The following is a 19,364-nucleotide window of genomic DNA, read 5'->3' as shown; positions in this document are numbered from 1 at the left end:
TTAGTTTTCAAAGAACTACTATTTCAAGGACAAGCAATATCATACCAAACAACTTCTCACTTCGCAACTTCTAAGAAGAAGTTTTAGTCGATAATATATCATTTTGTTTATCTTTAACACGTCTCGACTACATAAATTAGTTTATCACAACACTTCGTAGAAGTCAATAACTAATAGATGTTTTTTCGAAATATAATGCACCAACTAACTGATTTAGAATCAAGCTCTTTTCGCCTCTAATTAGCGACAAGTGATATCTTATCATCATGATTCGTAGAAGTCAAGTGTTTAAATCATTTTTTTCTGTTCTTTAAAAATACATCAAAGTTCTATGATTAAGCCCACTCCGAAACGTTTCTACTCCTTATAATTTCTCTAAAAGATTATTCATAAAGAAAGCTCGCCGAGTAGCAAGTTAAAAACTGACCACATAGCCGTAATAACACACTTCCAGGTGGTCAGTACATTTTTTTATTCACCTTATTAGTTGATCTACCTGAAAGACCGGTAATTGAATACAAAATATTGAGCCTTCACCGTGTATGCTTTCTGCCCATATACGCCCCTTGTGCAAAAGAATAATTTCTCTACAGATTGCTAATCCGAGTCCATTTCCTTTTCTTGATCTCGTAAAGTTCCGATCAAATATATAAGGAAGATCTTCCTCCAAAATACCTTCCCCGCTATCTTCTATTGTAATAAAGGCATCACCAAGATCTTTATCAAATTTTAAAGAAATTGAGATCCCCCCTGTTTTTATATGATTCGTAGCATTTATAAGTATATTTGAAAAAACTTGATTAAATCTTTTTACATCCACCGAAACCATTGGATATGTTTCTTCATTGATTTCTTCAATTATTACGTTAAAGAAAAAACCCTTACTTTTTATATCATATTCATATTGACTACATAAACGTTTTATCAATTGATCAATTGGGACAATGTCAAACGAAAAATTGATTTGTCGAGATTCTAATTGGGCAAGTTCAAATAAATCATTAATCATTACATTCAACCCGTCTATTCTTTCAATACATCTCCTCAAATACGCATCCCTTTGGTCTTCTGTTTCTACTAATCCATCCAATATCGCCTCAACATACCCCCTTACTGTTGTAATAGGGGCTCTTAAATCATGTGATATATTCGATAACAAATGCCTACGTTCTTGTTCTGCTCTAGCAAGTTCGCTATTTGCTTGTTCGAGGTGTTTGTTGACTTTTTCAAACTCTTTTGTACGCTCTTTTACTTTTCCTTCAAGATTTCCATAAAGTTCTGCATTTTCTATAGATATTGCCGCTTGTGTAGAAAGAAAAGTTAAAAACTTTATTCTTTCTTGAGTAAATGCATATGTTGTTTGATTATTCTCAAGATATAAAACACTATTTACATTTCCTTTATAAATTGTTGGTAGACATAAAATAGACTTTGGCTTTTCGGCAATCACATATGGATCACCTGTAAACATACCTTCTACTGTTGCATCATTTAATACAACAGCTTCCCTGCTATTAACTACATATTGAATAATCATTTCAGGGTATACTTTGTTTTCTTCTACTATATGAAAGGATAACTCTTCATCTATTTCGCTATCAATATTGGCTGCAGCTGCTACAGATAATTGTTTTTCCCTATTAAGCAGAAGAATTCCGCGCTCTGCACCAGCATTTCGCATTGTAATATCCATTAACTTCTTCACCAGATTTTCTTGGATAATCTCACTCGATATCGCTTGAGAGGCTTTTAATGAAGCATCAAAATCAAATTGAGAAATCCGAAAATCAGGACCGCTTTTTTCTACATTATTAATGAAGCTATCAAATTCCTTTTGTAATTTAAGGGCTTTTGCATACGCACCCCATTTCATATACGTACGGTATGCTTCTGTCAAATAAGCGCCAGCTAAGCTTTCAAGACCTCTTGAAAAATAATAATAACCTGCAGCTTCATTACTAATAGCAACATCTTGAACAAAGTTGTTTTCCTTTGCCAACTGAATAGCTGCATCATATTCATTCCTTGCAATAGAATGATTATGATCTATTTTTGCTAATTCAGCTTTTAATAGTTTCCATTTATGAAGATAATTTTCCGGACAAAGCTTTGCCCATCTTCCGAGTTTCTTGATATTTTTTTTGATTCTTTTATAAAGTAACTTTTTATTTGATGAGTCTGCCTTATCATATAATCGTGAAGCCCAAAGAGAATCATAAAAATAATACTCAGATATAATAACTAGAGTTAATCGATTACTTACTAATTTATCTAAATGATTGATTAAATTACTCGCAAAATTCTCTTCATTAAACAAATAAGACAACTGTAACCTTAATGTATAATGAATGATTTTGGCTGAATCATCATCTAAAACTTGTTCAAAATCCCAACTTGTTTTTGCTTTTTCGTTCATTAAAATGTCGACCCATTGTATCAGTTCATTTAAAAATCCTTTCGAAATGACATATCCGATTCGATCTATAAATATACGTTGATTCTTAATACCAGCAAGTACATCCTTTAAGTGATCTCCCATCATAAACAGTGTAATCGCGATAAAAGAACTATTCGCTCCAGCAAGGTGAATATTTCCCGCCTCTATACAAAAGTGCTGCGACCATTTCAAGTATTGTAAATTATCTTTAATGTGGTGCTTCCAATGATTAATAAAGCTACCATAAACAAAATACACTCTTCCTTTTAACCCTGGATCACCAGAACCTTCAGCAAGTTCAATTGCAAGCTTACCAAACTCATAGCTATGATCAAAGTCACTAAAACCAGCACTTAAAATAAGTGCGTAATTATTAACTACTAAAGATGTGATATCAGTGATTCCGTTTTTTAGAGAAAAACGTAATGCTCTTAGCATTAAAATAGTTGCTAAATTTTGATCAACGTGAAAAGATGGTGCATTCATCGTTATCATCGTATTTAATAATAATCGTTTTTCTTGATCTATTAGTTCAGGAAGCTTCATTAAATCTTCTGCACTTTTCCCCCACAGTGCTGCTTTAACGAAAAGAAACTCTTTTGCAACTAACCTCTTATTTGGATTGCGATTAATATTCCATCCAAATAGTCTTAATCCAGCAATCCCAGATTCTACAGCCTCTTGTACACGATGAACATGTGTATAAAGGACAACTTTAAGGTTATAAATTTCTAACTTTTCATGTTTTGTCTTAACACGTTCTAACACTTGGTTAAATGTAGATTCAGATTCATCAAATTGACTGTTTAAATATTGACATTCACCAAGACCTGTCATTAACCGGGTTGTTAAATCATAATGATCTTCCCATGCTTCACCAAGTAATTCGTGTGCTATTTTATAATATTCAAGTGACTCCTTAAATGCAGCTGATGCTTTTGCTTGTTCACCGGCTTTTACATTCCTTTCAACTAAAGGTATCAATTCATTCTTATTTAGGTACTTTCTTCCGATATTTAAATGATTAACAATTTCAAATAAGGAATCATTACCTGCTCCAAACCTAATTAAGAGTCTTCCAATTTTAAGGTGTGTCTTTTCTCGCTCTTCTTTATCCATCATAGAATGAATAGCTTGCTGAACCCTATCATGTAAGAATCGATATGCAGGAGGTTGATTATCTATAAATTGTTTGAGGCCTTCCGGATATATCCATTTATAAGCTAAATCTTCTGGTAAAATCAGCCCTACTTCAAGAGCCGACCATAGTTGCTTTCCGATCGTATCATATTCTTCTTCACAAATAATTGATAATGTTTTTAAATCGAATTCATTACCTATGCACGAAGCTAGTTTTAGTAGAGCCTGAGTTTCCATTGGAAGTTGTTCTATTCTTTTAACCATTAAGTCAACTATCGTTTCTTTTTCTAAGACTTTCATCACCATATCAAACTGAATAGACCATTTGCCTGAATTTGCATTAAAGAAGATTGTTTCATCTTCATAAAAAGATTGAAAAAGCTGTTTGATAAAAAACGGGTTTCCTTGAGTAATTCTGAACATTAGTTCAGCTAGTTTTCCAGCCTTTTTTTCATCATTCATAATTGTTTCTTCCACCCACTGACTAACAACACTTTCCTTTAGTGGAGTTAAAGAAATTGTTGAGATTGCAACTTTCTTCTTTTCAAGATTATGAATGGTTTCCGTGAATGGATGTTCAACTCCAACCTCATTATCGCGATAAGCTCCAATTAATAAAAAGTAACGACAATCTACGTGTGTTAGTAAATATTCAATCAATGCCAATGAGGCTGTGTCTGCCCACTGAAGATCGTCAAGAAATAGAACTAACGGGTGGTCCTTTGTAGCGAATATATTCACAAATTTTTGGAAGATCAAATGAAATCGTAGATGCGCATCCTTAACTGAAAGCTGCTCTTCCTGCGAGTTGCTCCCTACTATCCATTTTAATTCCGGGATCAGTGATGTAATAATCGAAGCACTACCTGATAGTTCACGTTCAATAGCTGTTTTCCAATTCTGAATTCTTGCATCCCCTTCAGTCAATAATTTCCTTATTAATAGTTTAAATGCAGAAAGTATTGGCGAGTATGGCTTCTGTCTTTGGAGTAAATCAAACTTACCAGATATAAAGTAGCCTTTTTCTCTAACAAGCGGAATTTGAATTTCATTTACAAGCGCAGTTTTTCCTATACCCGAATGTCCTTGAATTAACACTAACTCAGAATGTCCTGTACTCACCTTATTAAATGCCAATTTTAATTTTTCAATTTCTACGTTTCTTCCATATAGCTTACCATCTACCTCAAAGACATTAAGTGGATCATCCTGTCCAAGCTGAAATACTTCTATCTCACCGAATAGCCGAAGTTGATCCATACACTTTTTTAAGTCTTCTCGTAGCCCAAATGCACTCTTATATCTATCTTCTGGAATTTTTGCTAAAAGCTTCATAATAATATTAGAAATACTTTCTGGAATATTATCGTTTAGTGAAATTGGATTCTGAGGAGTTTTTGCCAAGTGCGCGTGTACTAACTCAATTGATTCATTACTAGTAAAAGGCTGAATTCCTGTGAACATTTCATAAAATAAAACACCAAGAGAATATAAATCTGCTCGATAATCTACAGATCGGTTCATTCTACCAGTTTGCTCAGGAGAAATATAAGCAAGATGACCTTCAAGTTCATACGGAGTTAAACTATTACTCTGGTTTTCCTTTTTTAGTTTTGTTGCATGATTAAATCCCGTAATCTTCATTTGACCATTTGATGTATTAAGAATTATGTTTTCAGGATTTATATTTTTGTGGATGATCTGATGTTGATGTACATTTATTAAAGCAGATGCTAGTTTAACTGCAATAGAAAGAAATTCTAAAATATCCTTCCTTTGAGTTTTAAGAAAGTCTCTCATGGTAACACCAGAGAAATATTCCAACACTAGGATTGGTTCATTTAAATAACTTTCTATTTTGACTGGACGGATAATTTCATCCATATTCATTTCTTTTGTTATGTAAAATTCATGTATGCTGGATGCAGTTTCGTGCGGGGGTGGGGTAGACTGTTTCATGGTCTTCAATAGAACAAGCTTTTTTTCTTGTAAAGAATATCCTTTATAGATAATTGATTTACTATTTTCAACTTCAATATTAATTATTTTATAGTTATTTAATATCGGCATTCTGTTCATTATTGTCATCCTTTAGGAATTTCCAATTCTTTAACTAAACTTTAAGTAATCTTAAACAGACCTTATAGTTTTAACATTATTATATTTATGTAGGAATGTTCATGGAGGTTTGGAGATGGAAAAAACGAATCTATTGAATTGCAGTAATGATGATCAAGAGATAGACCAGGAATGGGTACAGCTCATCTTGGAAGCAAAAAACCTTGGCATGACTCCCGAAGAAATACACAACTTTTTTAAAAATAACTAACTCACTCCTGAGAAGCAATGAATTTATACCCCATCCCTCTAACTGTAACAATATACATGGGATCGGCTGGTATAGGTTCAATTTTTTTGCGTAAATTACTTATATGAACCATAACTGTACGGTGGTCACCTAGGCTTTCTCCCCCCCAGATTAGTTCAAATAAATCTTCAACACTATAAACACGATTAGGATGTTCTGCTAATAAACAAAGGAGTTGATATTCCTTTGTAGACAAGGGGACAGTTGCACCATTCACTTTTACAACACAGCTTACTTTATCTATAATTAATCCTGGATATTCTATTTTTTTCAAAAACTGCTCCTTCACAGGCCTTAATTGGTGATCAATATTATGATGCCGACGTAGATGGGCTTGAATTTTCACTGTTACAAGAGCTGGACTAAAGGGTTTAGTAATGTAATCATCCCCACCAATTTTGTGCCCCAATATCTTATCAAATTCATCTTCTTTTGAGCTCAAAAACAAGATAGGAATATTTGTTTTTTGACGAAGTAAACGACATACCTCAAACCCATCCATCCGCGGAAGTACTACGTCCAAAACGATGATATCAGGCTTTTCCGTTTCTACTAATTGTAATGCCGTTAGGCCATCTTCAGCATGAATGACAGAATACCCTTCCTTTAATAGGTATAATTGCAAAACTTCACGTATATCATGATCATCTTCTACCAGCATCACTTTTTCCTTGAGCATCTAACTCACCTACCAATATCTATCAAAATACAACTATTTCATAATATACCATCAACTACCTATATTATCCAATCTTTTGGGTATGGAGGATCATACCGACACATTTCTAACATCCTACATCAATATTAATTACTTTATTAACGAATAAAAAACCAGGTAGGAACTCTTTGAGTTCTACCTGGTGAAAACGGCCAAAAGATATTAGTTATCATTTCTTAATACAAGCTTTGAAACACACTCCACGTGCGCCGTATGCGGAAACATATCCACTGGCTGAATATACTCGACTTTATAATCTTTACTTAAATAATCAATATCCTTCGCAAGTGTGGAAGGATTACACGATACATAAACAAATTTCTTCGGCTTCACTTTTCTAATCGCATCTAATAACTTCCGATCACAGCCCGTACGTGGGGGATCCACCACAACAACGTCTGGTCGCCAGCCTTCCTCTACCCATTTTGGCAGCCAGTGCTCTGCAGTGCCTGTTACATAGGTTGCATTTTCTATATCGTGTCTACGAGCATTTTCTTGTGCATCAATAACAGCTGCTTCAATTGTATCCATTCCGCGCACTTCACTTGCATCCTTCGCTAACCATAAGCCAATTGTTCCTACTCCGCAATATGCATCAGCAATTTTTTCATTGCCGGTAAGACTTGCTGCATTCTTTACTTCATCATACAGCTTTACAGTTTGAACAGGATTCAGTTGAAAGAATGCTCTTGCTGAAAGTTCGAAGCTCAAGTCTCCTAACGTTTCCTGGATAACTTCTTCACCACTTAGATGTAATGTTTTTTCACCAAAAATAAGCGATGTTTTGTTTCCATTTATATTCTGAACAAGAGATTTTACTTCAGGAAACCTTTTTTGTATTTCAGCCATGATTAACTTTTTACGAGGTACTTCTTTTTGAGTCGTAATTAAAACGACCTGTACTTCTCCTGTTTGAAAACCGGCACGTGTAACGATTGTTCTTACGATCCCTTTTCTCTTTCGTTCATCGTAAATCGGCACCTGGAAATCTTCGAGAATTTGCTTTACCCCTTCAGTTACCTTATTTGTTAGAGGATGCTGAACCATACAATTCTGAATAGGAATAAGGCGGTGTGATTCCAATCCATATAGGCCTGCAATTACTTTCCCCTTTTGCTGCCCCACTTGAAACTGACTTTTGTTCCGATAGTTCCACGGGTCTTCCATACCGATAGTCTGACGAATATCCAAGGAGGAGATTTTTAATTTTGTATGTCTTTCCATAGACTGAACAACAATATCACGCTTTTCCTTCAGCTGCTGATCATAGGCTAAATGTTGAAGCTGACAGCCACCACATTCCTCATAAATTGGACAAGGCGGCTTAACACGGAATGGGGATTTCTTTCGTATTGCTTTTACTTTTCCCTCCGCAAACTTTGATTGAATGTTAGTCGCTTCTACTAATATTTCTTCACCAGGCAGTGCTCCAGGGACAAAGACAACTTGTCGTTTAAAATAGCCTACACCTTCTCCATTAATCCCTAAACGCTTTATTGTTAACGGGAAAGTTTGTCCCTTTGAAATTTTAATTTGGCTAGTTTGCACCTGTTTCTTTTCTTTCATATTTAACGCTCCGTTTCTACTCAATGCTTCTCCATAAATATAATGTGGCATAACTTAAATAAGGAGACCACCCTTTGCTATATTCGTCCATTTCATCACTAGTTGGTTTTTTCTCAAGGTTAAAATGCTTTTGAATTGCTTTTTGTATACCAATATCAGCTTTGGGAAATAGGTTTGGACGCCCAAGACCAGAAAGCATGAAGTTTTGCACCGTCCATGGACCAATACCACGTATTTTCACTAGTTCCTTCATCAATTCTTCCTCTGGGAGCAAGTCCAACTCCATTAGATTGAGCTTTCCGTCTACAATAAGTCTTGAGGTATCAATTACATACTCTGCTTTTCTACCGCTAAATTGTAATGCCCTTAAGTCATCATACTCCAACCCGGCTACTGTCTCAGGTGTAGGATAAAACCAAACACCCTCTATTTGATATCCAAACTCTTTCACAAATCTAGATGTTAATGTATGAGCAAAAGCTAAATTTAACTGTTGATGGATAATACACTTCATTAAACAGCTATAAAAATCAAATTCTAACACAATTGGTGTTCCTTCATGTTGCTGAAAGATTCTAGAAAGATTTGTTTGATGAAAATGACTCATAACTTCATCTAAAGAAAAGTCAAACTGAAATATCCTTCTAATTTGCCTTATAGCCTCTTCCTTAATCGTTTTGTCAGTACCACATAACTCAAAAGCAGGTTCTTTTACTGTTCCGATTGCTCTTACATTAAGTACATATGACTTTCCTTCTATAACAAAAGGGACTCTGACCAATTGTTCATCCTTATTAATATGTATGATAGGATCCAATGATAGACGATCTAGAACTGAATCAAAATGATATGGGCCTTTACATGTTATGATTTCCATCCACATGCTTTTTCTTCCTCTTCTTCTTTTATTTTTATTATATCATTTTAAAATAAGGAACCTACGGAAAAGGAAAAAACCCTTTGATCGTATCAAAGGGAAAGTAAATATGGATGATCCATCATTTTATTTATCATCAAATCATCTAGGCTTTTGAAGGTATAGCCTTGTTTCCTTAATTCTTCAATCGCATGATCCAATGCCTCGGCATTATCTTTTGATACAGTATGAAGCAAAATAATAGAACCGGGATGAATTTGCTTCATAATGTTATCATATGAGTACTTCCAGCCTTTTTGAGAGTCTACTTTCCAGTCAACAAACGCAAGTGACCAAAAAACAGAAGTATATCCAAGCTCTTCAGCTTTGGCAAGCACCTTTTCACTAAAAATCCCTCTTGGAGGCCTAAGATAACTCATGCCTTGTTGACTTGTCAGTTCTTCTACTTTGATACGAACAGATTCTAATTCTTTCTTAAATTCTTCATCACTTTGAGTTGTTAAGTCAGGATGATACCATGAGTGATTTCCGACAATATGACCTTCATTAACCATTCGCTTTACTAGTTCAGGCTCTGAATCAAGATAATGTCCGGTCACAAAAAATGTTGCAGGCACCTTTTGCTTTTTAAGAACATCAAGTACTTTAGGTGTATACCCATTTTCGTAACCATTGTCAAATGTAAGGTAAATATCTTTTTTCGTTGTATCACCTATATAAAAGCCGCCATATTTTGAAAGCAATGCATCTAATTCCTCACCAGCAGTTGCAGGTTCATGATTTCGACTCTTTTTAAATCCCCAATGAATAGGCTTATTCGAAACTGCTGAAACAGAATTCATTGAAATAAAACATAAGCAAAAAAGCACTAAAACAACAGTCAATTTTTTCATAAACTCTCTCCTCATTCTTGTTATTATTTATAGTGTTGTTAAAGAGAGAATTTAAATACTGAAAAAAACTACCATAAAGAAACCCTTCAAATAAATGAAGGGTTTCAATCATCAGCTAGCGATTTCCTCAATAATCTTTTCTTTTTTATTCTTTTTCTTAGAAAAACGATTAAAACCATTGCCGATACTGTTAAAAATACGATAAACAGCTGGAATAAGTACTAATGTAATAAATGTTGCAAATAATAATCCAGAGATAATCGCTGTAGCCATTGGAGCCTGATAGTTTCCAGATGTACCTGATGCTAATGCAAGTGGAAGCATTCCTCCTGCTGTTGTTAAAGTTGTCATAAAAATCGGTCGGATCCGATCTTTTCCTGCTGCGACGATAGCTTCAGTCACATTATATCCTTCTTTGCGTAATTGATTTGTACGATCAATAAGCAGGATTGCATTGTTTAGAACGATTCCTATTAACATGACAATCCCCATTCCTGACATAATACTTAACTCACGTTGTGTAATGAATAGTCCTGCTATAACACCCACAATAGTCATAGGTATAATAGACATCACAACTAGAGGATGAGCCAAATTATTAAACTGAACAGCCATAACAAGGTAAACTAAGAATATTGAAATAGCTAGGATTAGAATCATATCTTGGATCAGTTCTTGTTGCTGCTCCAAATCACCCGCAACCGATACATTGTAACCAGTCGGTGTTTCAAAATCTTCTATTAAAGATTGAACTTCTCGATTGATTGTTCCTAGATCTGTCTCCTTAATATCTGCCGAAACCGTAATGAAACGATCTCCTTCATCATGAGAAATTTCATTTGGAGTATCAACACTGACTAGTTCAATAAAGCTTGAAAGACTCTTTTCTCCATCATTTGTAGGAATTTTTAATTTTAACAGTGCATCCTTATTATTTGTACTTTCATTCCACTTCATTATAAGGGGAATATTTTCTTCCTCGACCGTAACCTCACCCAGTGGCATATTTAAAAAGGCCTGCTCAATAAATTGTCTAACCTGTGATGAAGATAATCCCGCATCTTCAATTGCATCCTCTTTTAACTGCACAACTTCTTCAACAGAAGTACGCTCAATAGAATTTTTCACAGCCACAATACCTTCGATTTTTTCTAATTCACTAGAGAAATTATCTGCAATTGTTTTTAGCTCATCAAAACTTTCACCTTTAATTAACACTTGAACAGGGTAACCTCCACCTGTTGAAGCAGCTGTTTGAATGCCTTCAATAGGGTAATCCTCTTGGATCTTTCGTAAGGAGCTCAATATTTCCTCATTGACTTCTTTTTGTCCTTTTACGATGTCATTACCTTTGGTCATATTAATAATAGTGTAAAGCATAGAGCCATTATCCATTACATAATTTTGTTCAACATCCTCAATCTTAGAGAGACTTTCGTTAATTTGTTCAACAATTTTTTCTTTGTCCTCGACAGACACACCTGTTTCCAGATCAACCATCAACTCTGAATATCGGTTATAAACATCAGGCATAATGGTCATCGGAATTTTTGACACTAAGAAAAACGAACCAACAAACATCATAAAGAAAATTCCGACCATGATAAAGCTGTTTCGTTTCTTCGTAATAACCCATGATACAAAACGGCTATAACCTTTTAACAATCGTCCTTCCTTTTTCACCTGTTTCTTCCCTAGCTTTAAAAAGTTCTCAGATAAACTCGGGATAAGGGTAAAAGAAACAATAACAGAACTAATTAATGTAGCAGAGACAACCACGGATAGAAGGATCATAAATCGCCCCATTTCTCCGCCTAACAAACCAATTGGTAGGAAAACAACAATTGTTGTTAGCATCGACGCAAATACAGCTGAGGCAACTTCTTTTGTCCCCTCCACAACAGACTCTAATGGTTTCAGTCCTTGTTCTTTTTTCCTATAAATAGATTCAAGGATAACAATAGATGAGTCAACCATCATTCCAATTCCTAAGCCTAATCCAATTAGAGTTAACATATTTAAGCTATAGTCTAATGCCCACATTGCTAAAAACGTAAGTAAGATCGAGGTTGGAATGGAGAGTCCGACAATAATCGTGGCTCTCACGTTGCGTAAAAATAATAATAAAATAATAACTGCTATTACGCCCCCGATAATGATATTACTTGAAACTCCATCAATCGATTCCTTAACATAGTCAGCCTGTGCAACCATCTCATTTAATTCAAAATCTTTAACTAATCCTTCGTCTTTAATTTCTTTGATTTCTGCCCTTATTGCTTCAGCCATTTCAATTTGAGTAACATCTGCCACTCGTCCGATTTGGACAAATACAAAATCTTTTGTACCGTTTTTCCATACAAATGATGAATTTCCCTTTGGATCTATCGATACATCAGCAATCTCTTTCAATTTAATAGCACCTGTTTGAGTCATAATTTGAATGTTCTCTATGTCCTCAACAGATTCTAACTTTGTATTCCAACGTAAAGAAGGCGCATCCTGGTCTTCACTTAATTCTCCTAATGTTGCCTCACTATTTGCCTGCCCTATTACAGTACTAATTTGTGAGAGATCCAAACCTTTTTCCTGAACGTTCTCGCGATCAAACTCAATATTCATTTCATGTTCTTGAATTCCAGCCAAAGAAACATCTCTTACTTCCGGAAGTTCCTCAAGTCGTGGCTCTAAAACTTCTTCAGCAAAAGCCGTCATCTCTTCCATTTCACCATTTGAAACATCCATATAGAACTCATAAGTAGAACTTGTTCCTATTTGATCTGTAACGACCTCATTAATACCGCTAATATCTGCAGTTGTTGCTTGGACGACAGATTCTATTTCTTTTGAAACTTCATCACCCCGCCCTGTTTCTATTGTAATATTTAAAGCGCTTCTTCCGATTGAAGTTGTAGAGCTAACCTCTTCAACTCCATCAATACCTTGAATGCTTTGTTCTAGTGGATTCGTGATGGTCCTCTCCACCTCAATTGCAGACATTTCACCAGCACTCACATCCACATACGCACCATCAAAATTAATGGGTGGCATTAATTCTTTGTCCAGCTTCAGTAATGAATAGCTTCCTACGATTAACACTAAAACCGTAACTAAACTTACTAAAATCTTTCGCTTTATAATAAACTTAAGCAAAGCTTTCCCCCCCGTTCACTAAACCTATTTCCCTATAGAATAGTGTGCCTATAGTAACGTAAGCACCCAAGGATTGATTATAAATGAATGTAAAGGAAAAATCTTCCTTTTTTACAGATTTTTTACAATGAAACATTCCATTAATGTTCATAATATTTCTTCTTTTAATCCAACATAAATTAAAAGAAGACCATGGCAACATACCCAGGTCTTCTCTAATTAAACGTTTATTTAAATACAGGCTCTTTAAATTGAGCTAGTTTTTCAAGTGAGCTTTTATCTACATCTGCATGTAGGCTATTACCATGAGAATCCATTGTAACAACAGCAGTAAAGCCTTCTACTTTTAAATGCCACATAGCTTCAGGTATTCCAAATTGCATAAGATCAACACCTTCAACTGATTTGATACAATCAGCGTAGTATTGTGCTGCTCCACCAATTGCGTTTAAGTAAACACCACCATGCTCTCCTAGTGCTTTTAATGTTTTCGGTCCCATTCCGCCTTTTCCGATAACCGCACGAATACCGAAACGTTTCATAATATCACCTTGATAAGGCTCTTCACGAATACTAGTTGTAGGACCAGCAGCTTTCACATGATAGTTTCCATTTTCATCTTTTAACATAACAGGGCCACAATGATAAATAATTTGACCATTCAAGTCAACAGGAGAATCATTTTCTGAAAGGTATTTATGAATAGCATCACGACCTGTATACATCATTCCGTTAATACGAACAACATCCCCTACCTTTAGCTCTCTTATTTTTTCTTCTGTAATAGGAGCTTCAAGGACTACTTCTCTTGTTTGTTCGCTTTGCTCATGAGTTGCCGCAACTTCATCTTGTGAAAAGTCAACTTCTTCTCCATCTTGATATAACCACTCATTAATTGAACCTGTTTTTGGATCAATGTATACACCTAAACGGCGATATGCCCAACAATTGTAGGCAACTGAAACAAAGAAACTAGCTGGAATACGGTTAATAACTCCAACCTTACAACCCAGTAACGTTGTTTCACCACCAAAGCCCATTGTTCCAATTCCTAACTCATTGGCATTTTCCATAACATATTCTTCAAGCTGACGCAACTCCTCACGTTCATTCACATCATCAACTCTTCTAAACAGCTGTTCCTTCGCCAACTCATAACCGCTTGTACGATCTCCACCAATCCCAACACCGATGAAGCCGGCACTACAGCCTTGTCCTTGTGCTTGATATACAGAATGCATAATACACTTACGAATTCCATCTAAGTCACGGCCTGCTTTTCCTAACTCTTCAAGCTCACAAGGAAGACTGTACTGGATATTCTTATTTTCACAACCTCCTCCTTTTAGAATGAGGCGGGCATCAATATAATCGTTTTCCCATTGTTCAAATTTAATAACAGGTGTTCCTTCTCCAAGGTTGTCCCCACTATTATCACCAGAAATAGAGTCAACAGAATTTGGTCTTAATTTTCCGTCTTTCGTAGCTTGTTCGATTGCGCGTTTAATTTGCTTTTTCATCTCAATCTGATTAGCAGATACCGGCACTTTTATTTTAAAGGTAGGTAAGCCTGTATCCTGGCAAATTGGAGAAACATTATCATCAGCCATTTTAATATTATTTGTAATCGTTGCAAGAGACATAGCTGAGCGTGTTCCAGCATTTTCTTTTAATTTTGCTGCTGCAATTGCTCTTCTTACATCTTTTGGTAAGTTAGTTGAAGTTTCTACTATTAATTGATACATGCTTTCATAAAAGTTCTCCATCTCGATTCTCCCCCTCGTGTGAAAGCTCAGCAACTAAGCATGTGCCTACACTAATCACTACTAATTTATAAACTTTCGGTCTTTTCCCACAATTTTCATTATACTCCTCAAGCGATTTATTGAAAAGAAGCGTTTTCAGGGTTCTTTTGGTATGCTGCATTATCAAAAAAAGCCGACACAATTTGTGCCAGCTCATTCTTTCCAGTCTTTTTTAAACTGATTATGCTTTAATTCAAGATCATCAAGCATTTGTATTAAACGATCAACATCGTCTACATCTGTAGATTCTGGATCCATCGAATCAATGACTTCTAAAAACATATTTAAGCGATTTTTTAAATAGGATAGTTGAGAATCCTTATCGTGTACTGCGTTACCCATTATTTCCTCTCCTTTCAGATACATGTATCGTAGATGATTAATAATTCTTTGACAAGTATAATCATCAGAATTAATGGATGTTCTCCCTTAAGGTTTCTGTTAAAATAAGCGAATGTATATTATATATTTCATTTTCACCCTTTTAAAAAGGAGCAAACATTATGAATGCACTAAAACCATTAAAAACAATTACAACCTCATATGATCCGTGGGAAGCCTATTTAGATATTGAGCAGTATGGCGAAATGACGTTAACGAATATTGAATTTACCACAACAACTCTTTGTAACATGCGATGTGAGCATTGTGCAGTTGGTTATACCTTACAACCTAAAGATCCAAAAGCACTTCCTATTGATCTCCTGTTAAAAAGGTTAGATGAAGTACCAACTTTACGTTCTATAAGTATTACAGGTGGGGAGCCGATGCTTTCATTAAAATCTGTTGAACAGTATGTGGTACCTCTTCTTAAGTATGCCCACGAACGCGGTGTTCGTACACAAATTAATTCTAATTTAACCTTGGATTTAAAGCGTTACGAAAAAATTATACCTTACCTCGACGTTTTACATATATCTCATAATTGGGGTACGATTGATGAATTCGTCGAGGTCGGGTTTGCTGTTATGGAGCGAAAGCCAACTTACAAACAAAGAGCTGCTTTGTTTGATCGAATGATTGAGAATAGCAGAGCTCTAGTAAAAGCGGGTGTGATTGTATCTGCTGAAACGATGCTTAATAAACGAACACTTCCTTATATAGAGAAAATACATAAGCAAATTGTTGAAGAAATGCTTTGTCAGCGTCATGAAATTCACCCAATGTATCCAAGTGATTTTGCAAGTGCCTTAGAAACTCTTTCTCTTCCAGAAATGAGAAAAGTAATTCATCAGTTATTAGATTTTCGGGATGAAAGTGTATGGATGTTGTTTGGAACTTTGCCCTTTTATGCTTGCAGTCAAAATGAAGAGGATTTAGAACTCATCAAACGTTTACGTGAAAGTAAAAGTGTTACGGTACGAAATGATCCTGATGGCCGTTCAAGACTTAATGTAAATATCTTTAATGGAGATATTATTGTGACTGACTTCGGCGATACTCCGCCACTAGGAAATATACAACATAACACTTTACAATCAGCATATTCAAACTGGATGAACACTAAACTTGCTAAATCACTAAATTGTCACTGCCCATCAGTTCAATGTCTAGGACCTAACGTACTTGTTAAAAATAGTTATTACCAAGATATAGATTTTACAAAAAGAAAATCGAATATATAAGGTGAGAAGATGGATCAGGCACTAGCGTTTTTAAAAGAATATGAGTTATTAAAAGTGATTATAGTTGCAATTCTTTTAGCATTAAGTGTTTTTATCATTAATTTCTTTATTAGAAAGTTCTTCCAACGAACAGATTTTATAGAAGAACGAAAAGAAAAAACAATTGAAAGTTTGATTCGATCTGTTACAAGATACGCGGCAACTATAGGTTTCATCCTATACATTATTTCTTTATTTGTTGAAAATTTCGGATCCATCTTAGCAGGTGCCGGTGTGGCAGGTATTGTAATCGGGTTTGGAGCACAAAGCTTAATAAAGGACATTTTAGCGGGAATGTTTTTAATTTATGAAAAACAGCTTCATCAAGGTGATTTCATTACAATCAACAACACATTTAATGGCACTGTTGAAGAAATCGGACTCCGCTCTTTAAAGGTACGAGAATGGAGCGGAAAATTATTAACGATTAGTAACGGTGAAATAAAGCAAATTCATAACTATAACATAGACCGGATGAGGGTTATTGAGCGTGTTGTGACAAGCTTTAGAGAAGATCCAGATAAAGTGTGGACAGTACTAGAACACACCTGTGAAAAAGTAAACCAGGAATTGGGAGACTACTTAAAAAGAGATTTATCTGACACAATTATCGAGCCCTTTCACTTATTCGGGATTACCTCTTTAAATGCTAATTATCGGGGCTACGAATATGCAATAATCGGTTTAGTTGATGACCAACATTATTGGAATGCGGCGAAGGAAGCTAGAAAAATCATTGCTAAAGCTCTATTCGATGAAAATATTCAGTTGGCAGAAGAAAGAGTTTCATTAAACCAAAATGAAAAAATCAGTACCTAACACAAGGTACTGATTTTTTATGGTTATCTAGGTTGATCAGATGTAACAAATCCAAATGATGCATGATCTTGTAATGGAATCCATGCGCCAATTCCTTGTGATGTTATATTCTTTACAACAATGCTTTTCTTATTACCTTTTAATACCAAATAAACTTCACCATACGTTACTTTTCCTTTTTCATTAACTGCAGGAGCATAAGCATATAAGTAGCCTAATTTTTTAGGTGGTACATTATACACCTGATCCTTCTTTGTTCCTGCCCCAATGATTGTTTCAAACGCTAATGGTAAACTTGTTTTCTTCATTGCCTCTAACAACATCATTTTTTTAACATGCTCTGCTTCAGGGACTTTTGCGGTTAAGCCACCTTTTACAGATTTTTGCGCCTCCTGGCGATAATGCATTTGAATTTGTGATTTTCCACCACGATTATCTTGATAATTTGTGTTTATTTTTTGATACTCCCAATTTGTTGCTGTTTCAGTTGATTCATAATTAAGTGCCCACTGACCTAAATAAATGGTGGCACGATATCCGAAGGCAAGTGGTGCATCAGAAATGGTGGATTCATTTAAAATCCGAATCAAATCAGGATTCTCAATTGGAACTTCTGATGTGTCAATCAGTTGCTGAGTTAGCTCACTTGGCTGTAAATAGGGTAAATCCTGAGTAGGGTTTGGATATGTGTTTTCTTTTGATATATCCATTACCGATCCAGGCATCTTCGGCTTTTGTGTTTTCCCTTCTGCTAATACAGCACTTGAAAAACTAAATGATAAAAGCAAAACTAAAGAAATGAGCAATCTTCTTTTCATGGTTTTTACTCCTTTCAACATGCTTATCATTATTGTTTTCAATCGGGAATTTGTTTATCCAAAATTTTTAAATCGGAGCTACTTAGTAAAATCCTAACATGCCTCGGAATCACAAACCAAATATGATTTCTCTAAGATTTCTTTAGCAATAACTCATATCTTTTCGTCATTGGTTTATTTAACCATTGAATCATTGGACCAATTAAAAAAGTAATGATGATCGTACCGATCCCAATGGGGCCTTGTAAAATAAAGGCTAAGATTAATGCAGTTACCTCTCCAATTGTTTTAGCGATCATAAAGTTCAAATGAAACCTTTCATGCAAAGAGATCATTAGTTGATCAATTGGATTGGCAGGAAATTTTGTTTGCAAATACATGGCTACACCAATGGCAATAAGAATAATGCCTGCGATAAGAGATATAACCTGTAATACCAATGTACTTAAATGAACTTTGTTCATCACTACTATCAGCCAAAAATCAACTGAAAAACCAATTAATAAAATCGTAACAACAGCCAGGAGTTTAGGTTTACCTCTAACAATTAATGCATTAATAAATATTAAGATAACCCCAATTATAATGACCCAACTTCCTACTGTTAGCCCAATCACATTTGACAGACCCACATTTAAGGCATCCCATGCTCCAGCTCCCAAGTCAGCTTTTATTGTCAGCGTAACACCAAACCCCATTAAAAAGAGGCCAATTAAATAAAACAAAATTCTAATCTTCATCCTTCAGTTTCCTTTCTAAGTAGATGCTAATAAATATGTGGACAAACATTACTTTAAAACAAATAGTAAAATTAATAAACAGAATATTTACAACCCTTAAAGATTATAGTATCCTATAGGTACACGATAAAGTGTCCCTAGGAATTTAACGCTTTTTTGCAAGCGTTACCAATTTCTCTAGTTATCTGTTTCGTCCTACACAAATTATAAGACTCTGTGTATTATACACAGAGTCTCTTTTTGTTTAAAGTGAATAAAAATCATTCCCACTTCTTTAACTTCCTTTACACTAAAGATGCATGAAATCCATCGTTTTATTGCACATTAATATAGTGTGAAGCTATTTACATACGCAAATATATTGTA

General features: G+C 35.0%; 13 protein-coding genes. 3 read left to right on the top strand and 10 right to left on the bottom strand.

From position 1 onward, the window contains the following. Window positions 1–475: 475 nt before the first annotated feature. The gene (locus tag COD11_RS23215) at window positions 476–5,656 is read right to left on the bottom strand and encodes an ATP-binding sensor histidine kinase (protein ID WP_176551219.1); all 5,181 of its coding nucleotides are present in this window, start codon (window positions 5,654–5,656) and stop codon (window positions 476–478) included. Between the two features lie 115 nt (window positions 5,657–5,771). On the opposite strand from COD11_RS23215, the gene COD11_RS23210 reads away from it, so the two are divergent. Further along, window positions 5,772–5,906 (top strand): anti-repressor SinI family protein, encoded by a 135-nt coding sequence (locus COD11_RS23210; protein ID WP_098799278.1) that lies wholly within the window; start codon window positions 5,772–5,774, stop codon window positions 5,904–5,906. Between the two features lies 1 nt (window position 5,907). Here the strand turns inward: COD11_RS23210 and COD11_RS23205 are convergent, their stop codons facing one another. The 7 genes from COD11_RS23205 to COD11_RS23170 form a co-directional block, all read right to left on the bottom strand. Continuing rightward, window positions 5,908–6,624, bottom strand: coding sequence for a response regulator transcription factor (locus tag COD11_RS23205; RefSeq protein WP_098799277.1), 717 nt, complete (start codon window positions 6,622–6,624; stop codon window positions 5,908–5,910). Window positions 6,625–6,825: 201 nt separating this feature from the next. Then, window positions 6,826–8,229 (bottom strand): 23S rRNA (uracil(1939)-C(5))-methyltransferase RlmD, encoded by a 1,404-nt coding sequence (gene rlmD / locus COD11_RS23200; RefSeq protein ID WP_098799283.1) that lies wholly within the window; start codon window positions 8,227–8,229, stop codon window positions 6,826–6,828. Between the two features lie 16 nt (window positions 8,230–8,245). Continuing rightward, entirely contained in the window at window positions 8,246–9,112 is an 867-nt protein-coding gene (locus tag COD11_RS23195) for a DNA-3-methyladenine glycosylase family protein (protein WP_098799276.1), read from the bottom strand. An 86-nt stretch (window positions 9,113–9,198) separates the two neighbouring features. Beyond that, a complete protein-coding gene (pdaA, locus tag COD11_RS23190) occupies window positions 9,199–9,999 on the bottom strand; it encodes a delta-lactam-biosynthetic de-N-acetylase (protein WP_098799275.1) in 801 nt (266 codons plus the stop codon). Window positions 10,000–10,110: 111 nt separating this feature from the next. Further along, window positions 10,111–13,152: an efflux RND transporter permease subunit gene (locus COD11_RS23185; protein ID WP_098799274.1), complete on the bottom strand. Its 3,042-nt coding sequence runs from the start codon at window positions 13,150–13,152 to the stop codon at window positions 10,111–10,113. Window positions 13,153–13,379: 227 nt separating this feature from the next. After that, window positions 13,380–14,918: a fumarate hydratase gene (locus COD11_RS23175; RefSeq protein ID WP_141549738.1), complete on the bottom strand. Its 1,539-nt coding sequence runs from the start codon at window positions 14,916–14,918 to the stop codon at window positions 13,380–13,382. Window positions 14,919–15,110: 192 nt separating this feature from the next. Next, on the bottom strand, window positions 15,111–15,299 hold the full coding sequence (locus COD11_RS23170) for an SE1561 family protein (RefSeq protein ID WP_098799272.1): 189 nt from the start codon (window positions 15,297–15,299) through the stop codon (window positions 15,111–15,113). Window positions 15,300–15,460: 161 nt separating this feature from the next. Between COD11_RS23170 and yfkAB the strand changes: the two genes are divergently transcribed. Together yfkAB and COD11_RS23160 are read left to right on the top strand one after the other, a co-directional pair. After that, the gene (yfkAB, locus tag COD11_RS23165; protein WP_098799271.1) at window positions 15,461–16,582 is read left to right on the top strand and encodes a radical SAM/CxCxxxxC motif protein YfkAB; all 1,122 of its coding nucleotides are present in this window, start codon (window positions 15,461–15,463) and stop codon (window positions 16,580–16,582) included. 9 nt (window positions 16,583–16,591) lie between these two features. Then, on the top strand, window positions 16,592–17,440 hold the full coding sequence (locus tag COD11_RS23160; protein ID WP_098799270.1) for a mechanosensitive ion channel family protein: 849 nt from the start codon (window positions 16,592–16,594) through the stop codon (window positions 17,438–17,440). A 23-nt stretch (window positions 17,441–17,463) separates the two neighbouring features. Here the strand turns inward: COD11_RS23160 and COD11_RS23155 are convergent, their stop codons facing one another. Both COD11_RS23155 and COD11_RS23150 read right to left on the bottom strand, forming a co-directional pair. Next, the gene (locus COD11_RS23155) at window positions 17,464–18,258 is read right to left on the bottom strand and encodes a YfkD famly protein (RefSeq protein ID WP_098799269.1); all 795 of its coding nucleotides are present in this window, start codon (window positions 18,256–18,258) and stop codon (window positions 17,464–17,466) included. 131 nt (window positions 18,259–18,389) lie between these two features. Further along, entirely contained in the window at window positions 18,390–18,998 is a 609-nt protein-coding gene (locus COD11_RS23150) for a YczE/YyaS/YitT family protein (protein ID WP_098799268.1), read from the bottom strand. Between the last annotated feature and the right edge of the window lie 366 nt (window positions 18,999–19,364).

It is taken from the genome of Bacillus sp. AFS040349 (assembly GCF_002577655.1).
Taxonomy (GTDB): domain Bacteria; phylum Bacillota; class Bacilli; order Bacillales; family Bacillaceae; genus Metabacillus.
This window is presented reverse-complemented; position numbering and strand designations above follow the sequence as displayed.

Coding starts and splice junctions, on each gene's coding strand:
- COD11_RS23210 (WP_098799278.1), top strand. CDS start 5,772: ATGGAAAAAACGAATCTATTGAATTGCAGTAATGATGATCAAGAGATA.
- pdaA (WP_098799275.1), bottom strand. CDS start 9,999: ATGAAAAAATTGACTGTTGTTTTAGTGCTTTTTTGCTTATGTTTTATT.
- COD11_RS23175 (WP_141549738.1), bottom strand. CDS start 14,918: ATGGAGAACTTTTATGAAAGCATGTATCAATTAATAGTAGAAACTTCA.
- COD11_RS23205 (WP_098799277.1), bottom strand. CDS start 6,624: ATGCTCAAGGAAAAAGTGATGCTGGTAGAAGATGATCATGATATACGT.
- COD11_RS23195 (WP_098799276.1), bottom strand. CDS start 9,112: ATGTGGATGGAAATCATAACATGTAAAGGCCCATATCATTTTGATTCA.
- rlmD (WP_098799283.1), bottom strand. CDS start 8,229: ATGAAAGAAAAGAAACAGGTGCAAACTAGCCAAATTAAAATTTCAAAG.
- COD11_RS23155 (WP_098799269.1), bottom strand. CDS start 18,258: ATGAAAAGAAGATTGCTCATTTCTTTAGTTTTGCTTTTATCATTTAGT.
- COD11_RS23160 (WP_098799270.1), top strand. CDS start 16,592: ATGGATCAGGCACTAGCGTTTTTAAAAGAATATGAGTTATTAAAAGTG.
- COD11_RS23150 (WP_098799268.1), bottom strand. CDS start 18,998: ATGAAGATTAGAATTTTGTTTTATTTAATTGGCCTCTTTTTAATGGGG.
- COD11_RS23215 (WP_176551219.1), bottom strand. CDS start 5,656: ATGAACAGAATGCCGATATTAAATAACTATAAAATAATTAATATTGAA.
- yfkAB (WP_098799271.1), top strand. CDS start 15,461: ATGAATGCACTAAAACCATTAAAAACAATTACAACCTCATATGATCCG.
- COD11_RS23170 (WP_098799272.1), bottom strand. CDS start 15,299: ATGGGTAACGCAGTACACGATAAGGATTCTCAACTATCCTATTTAAAA.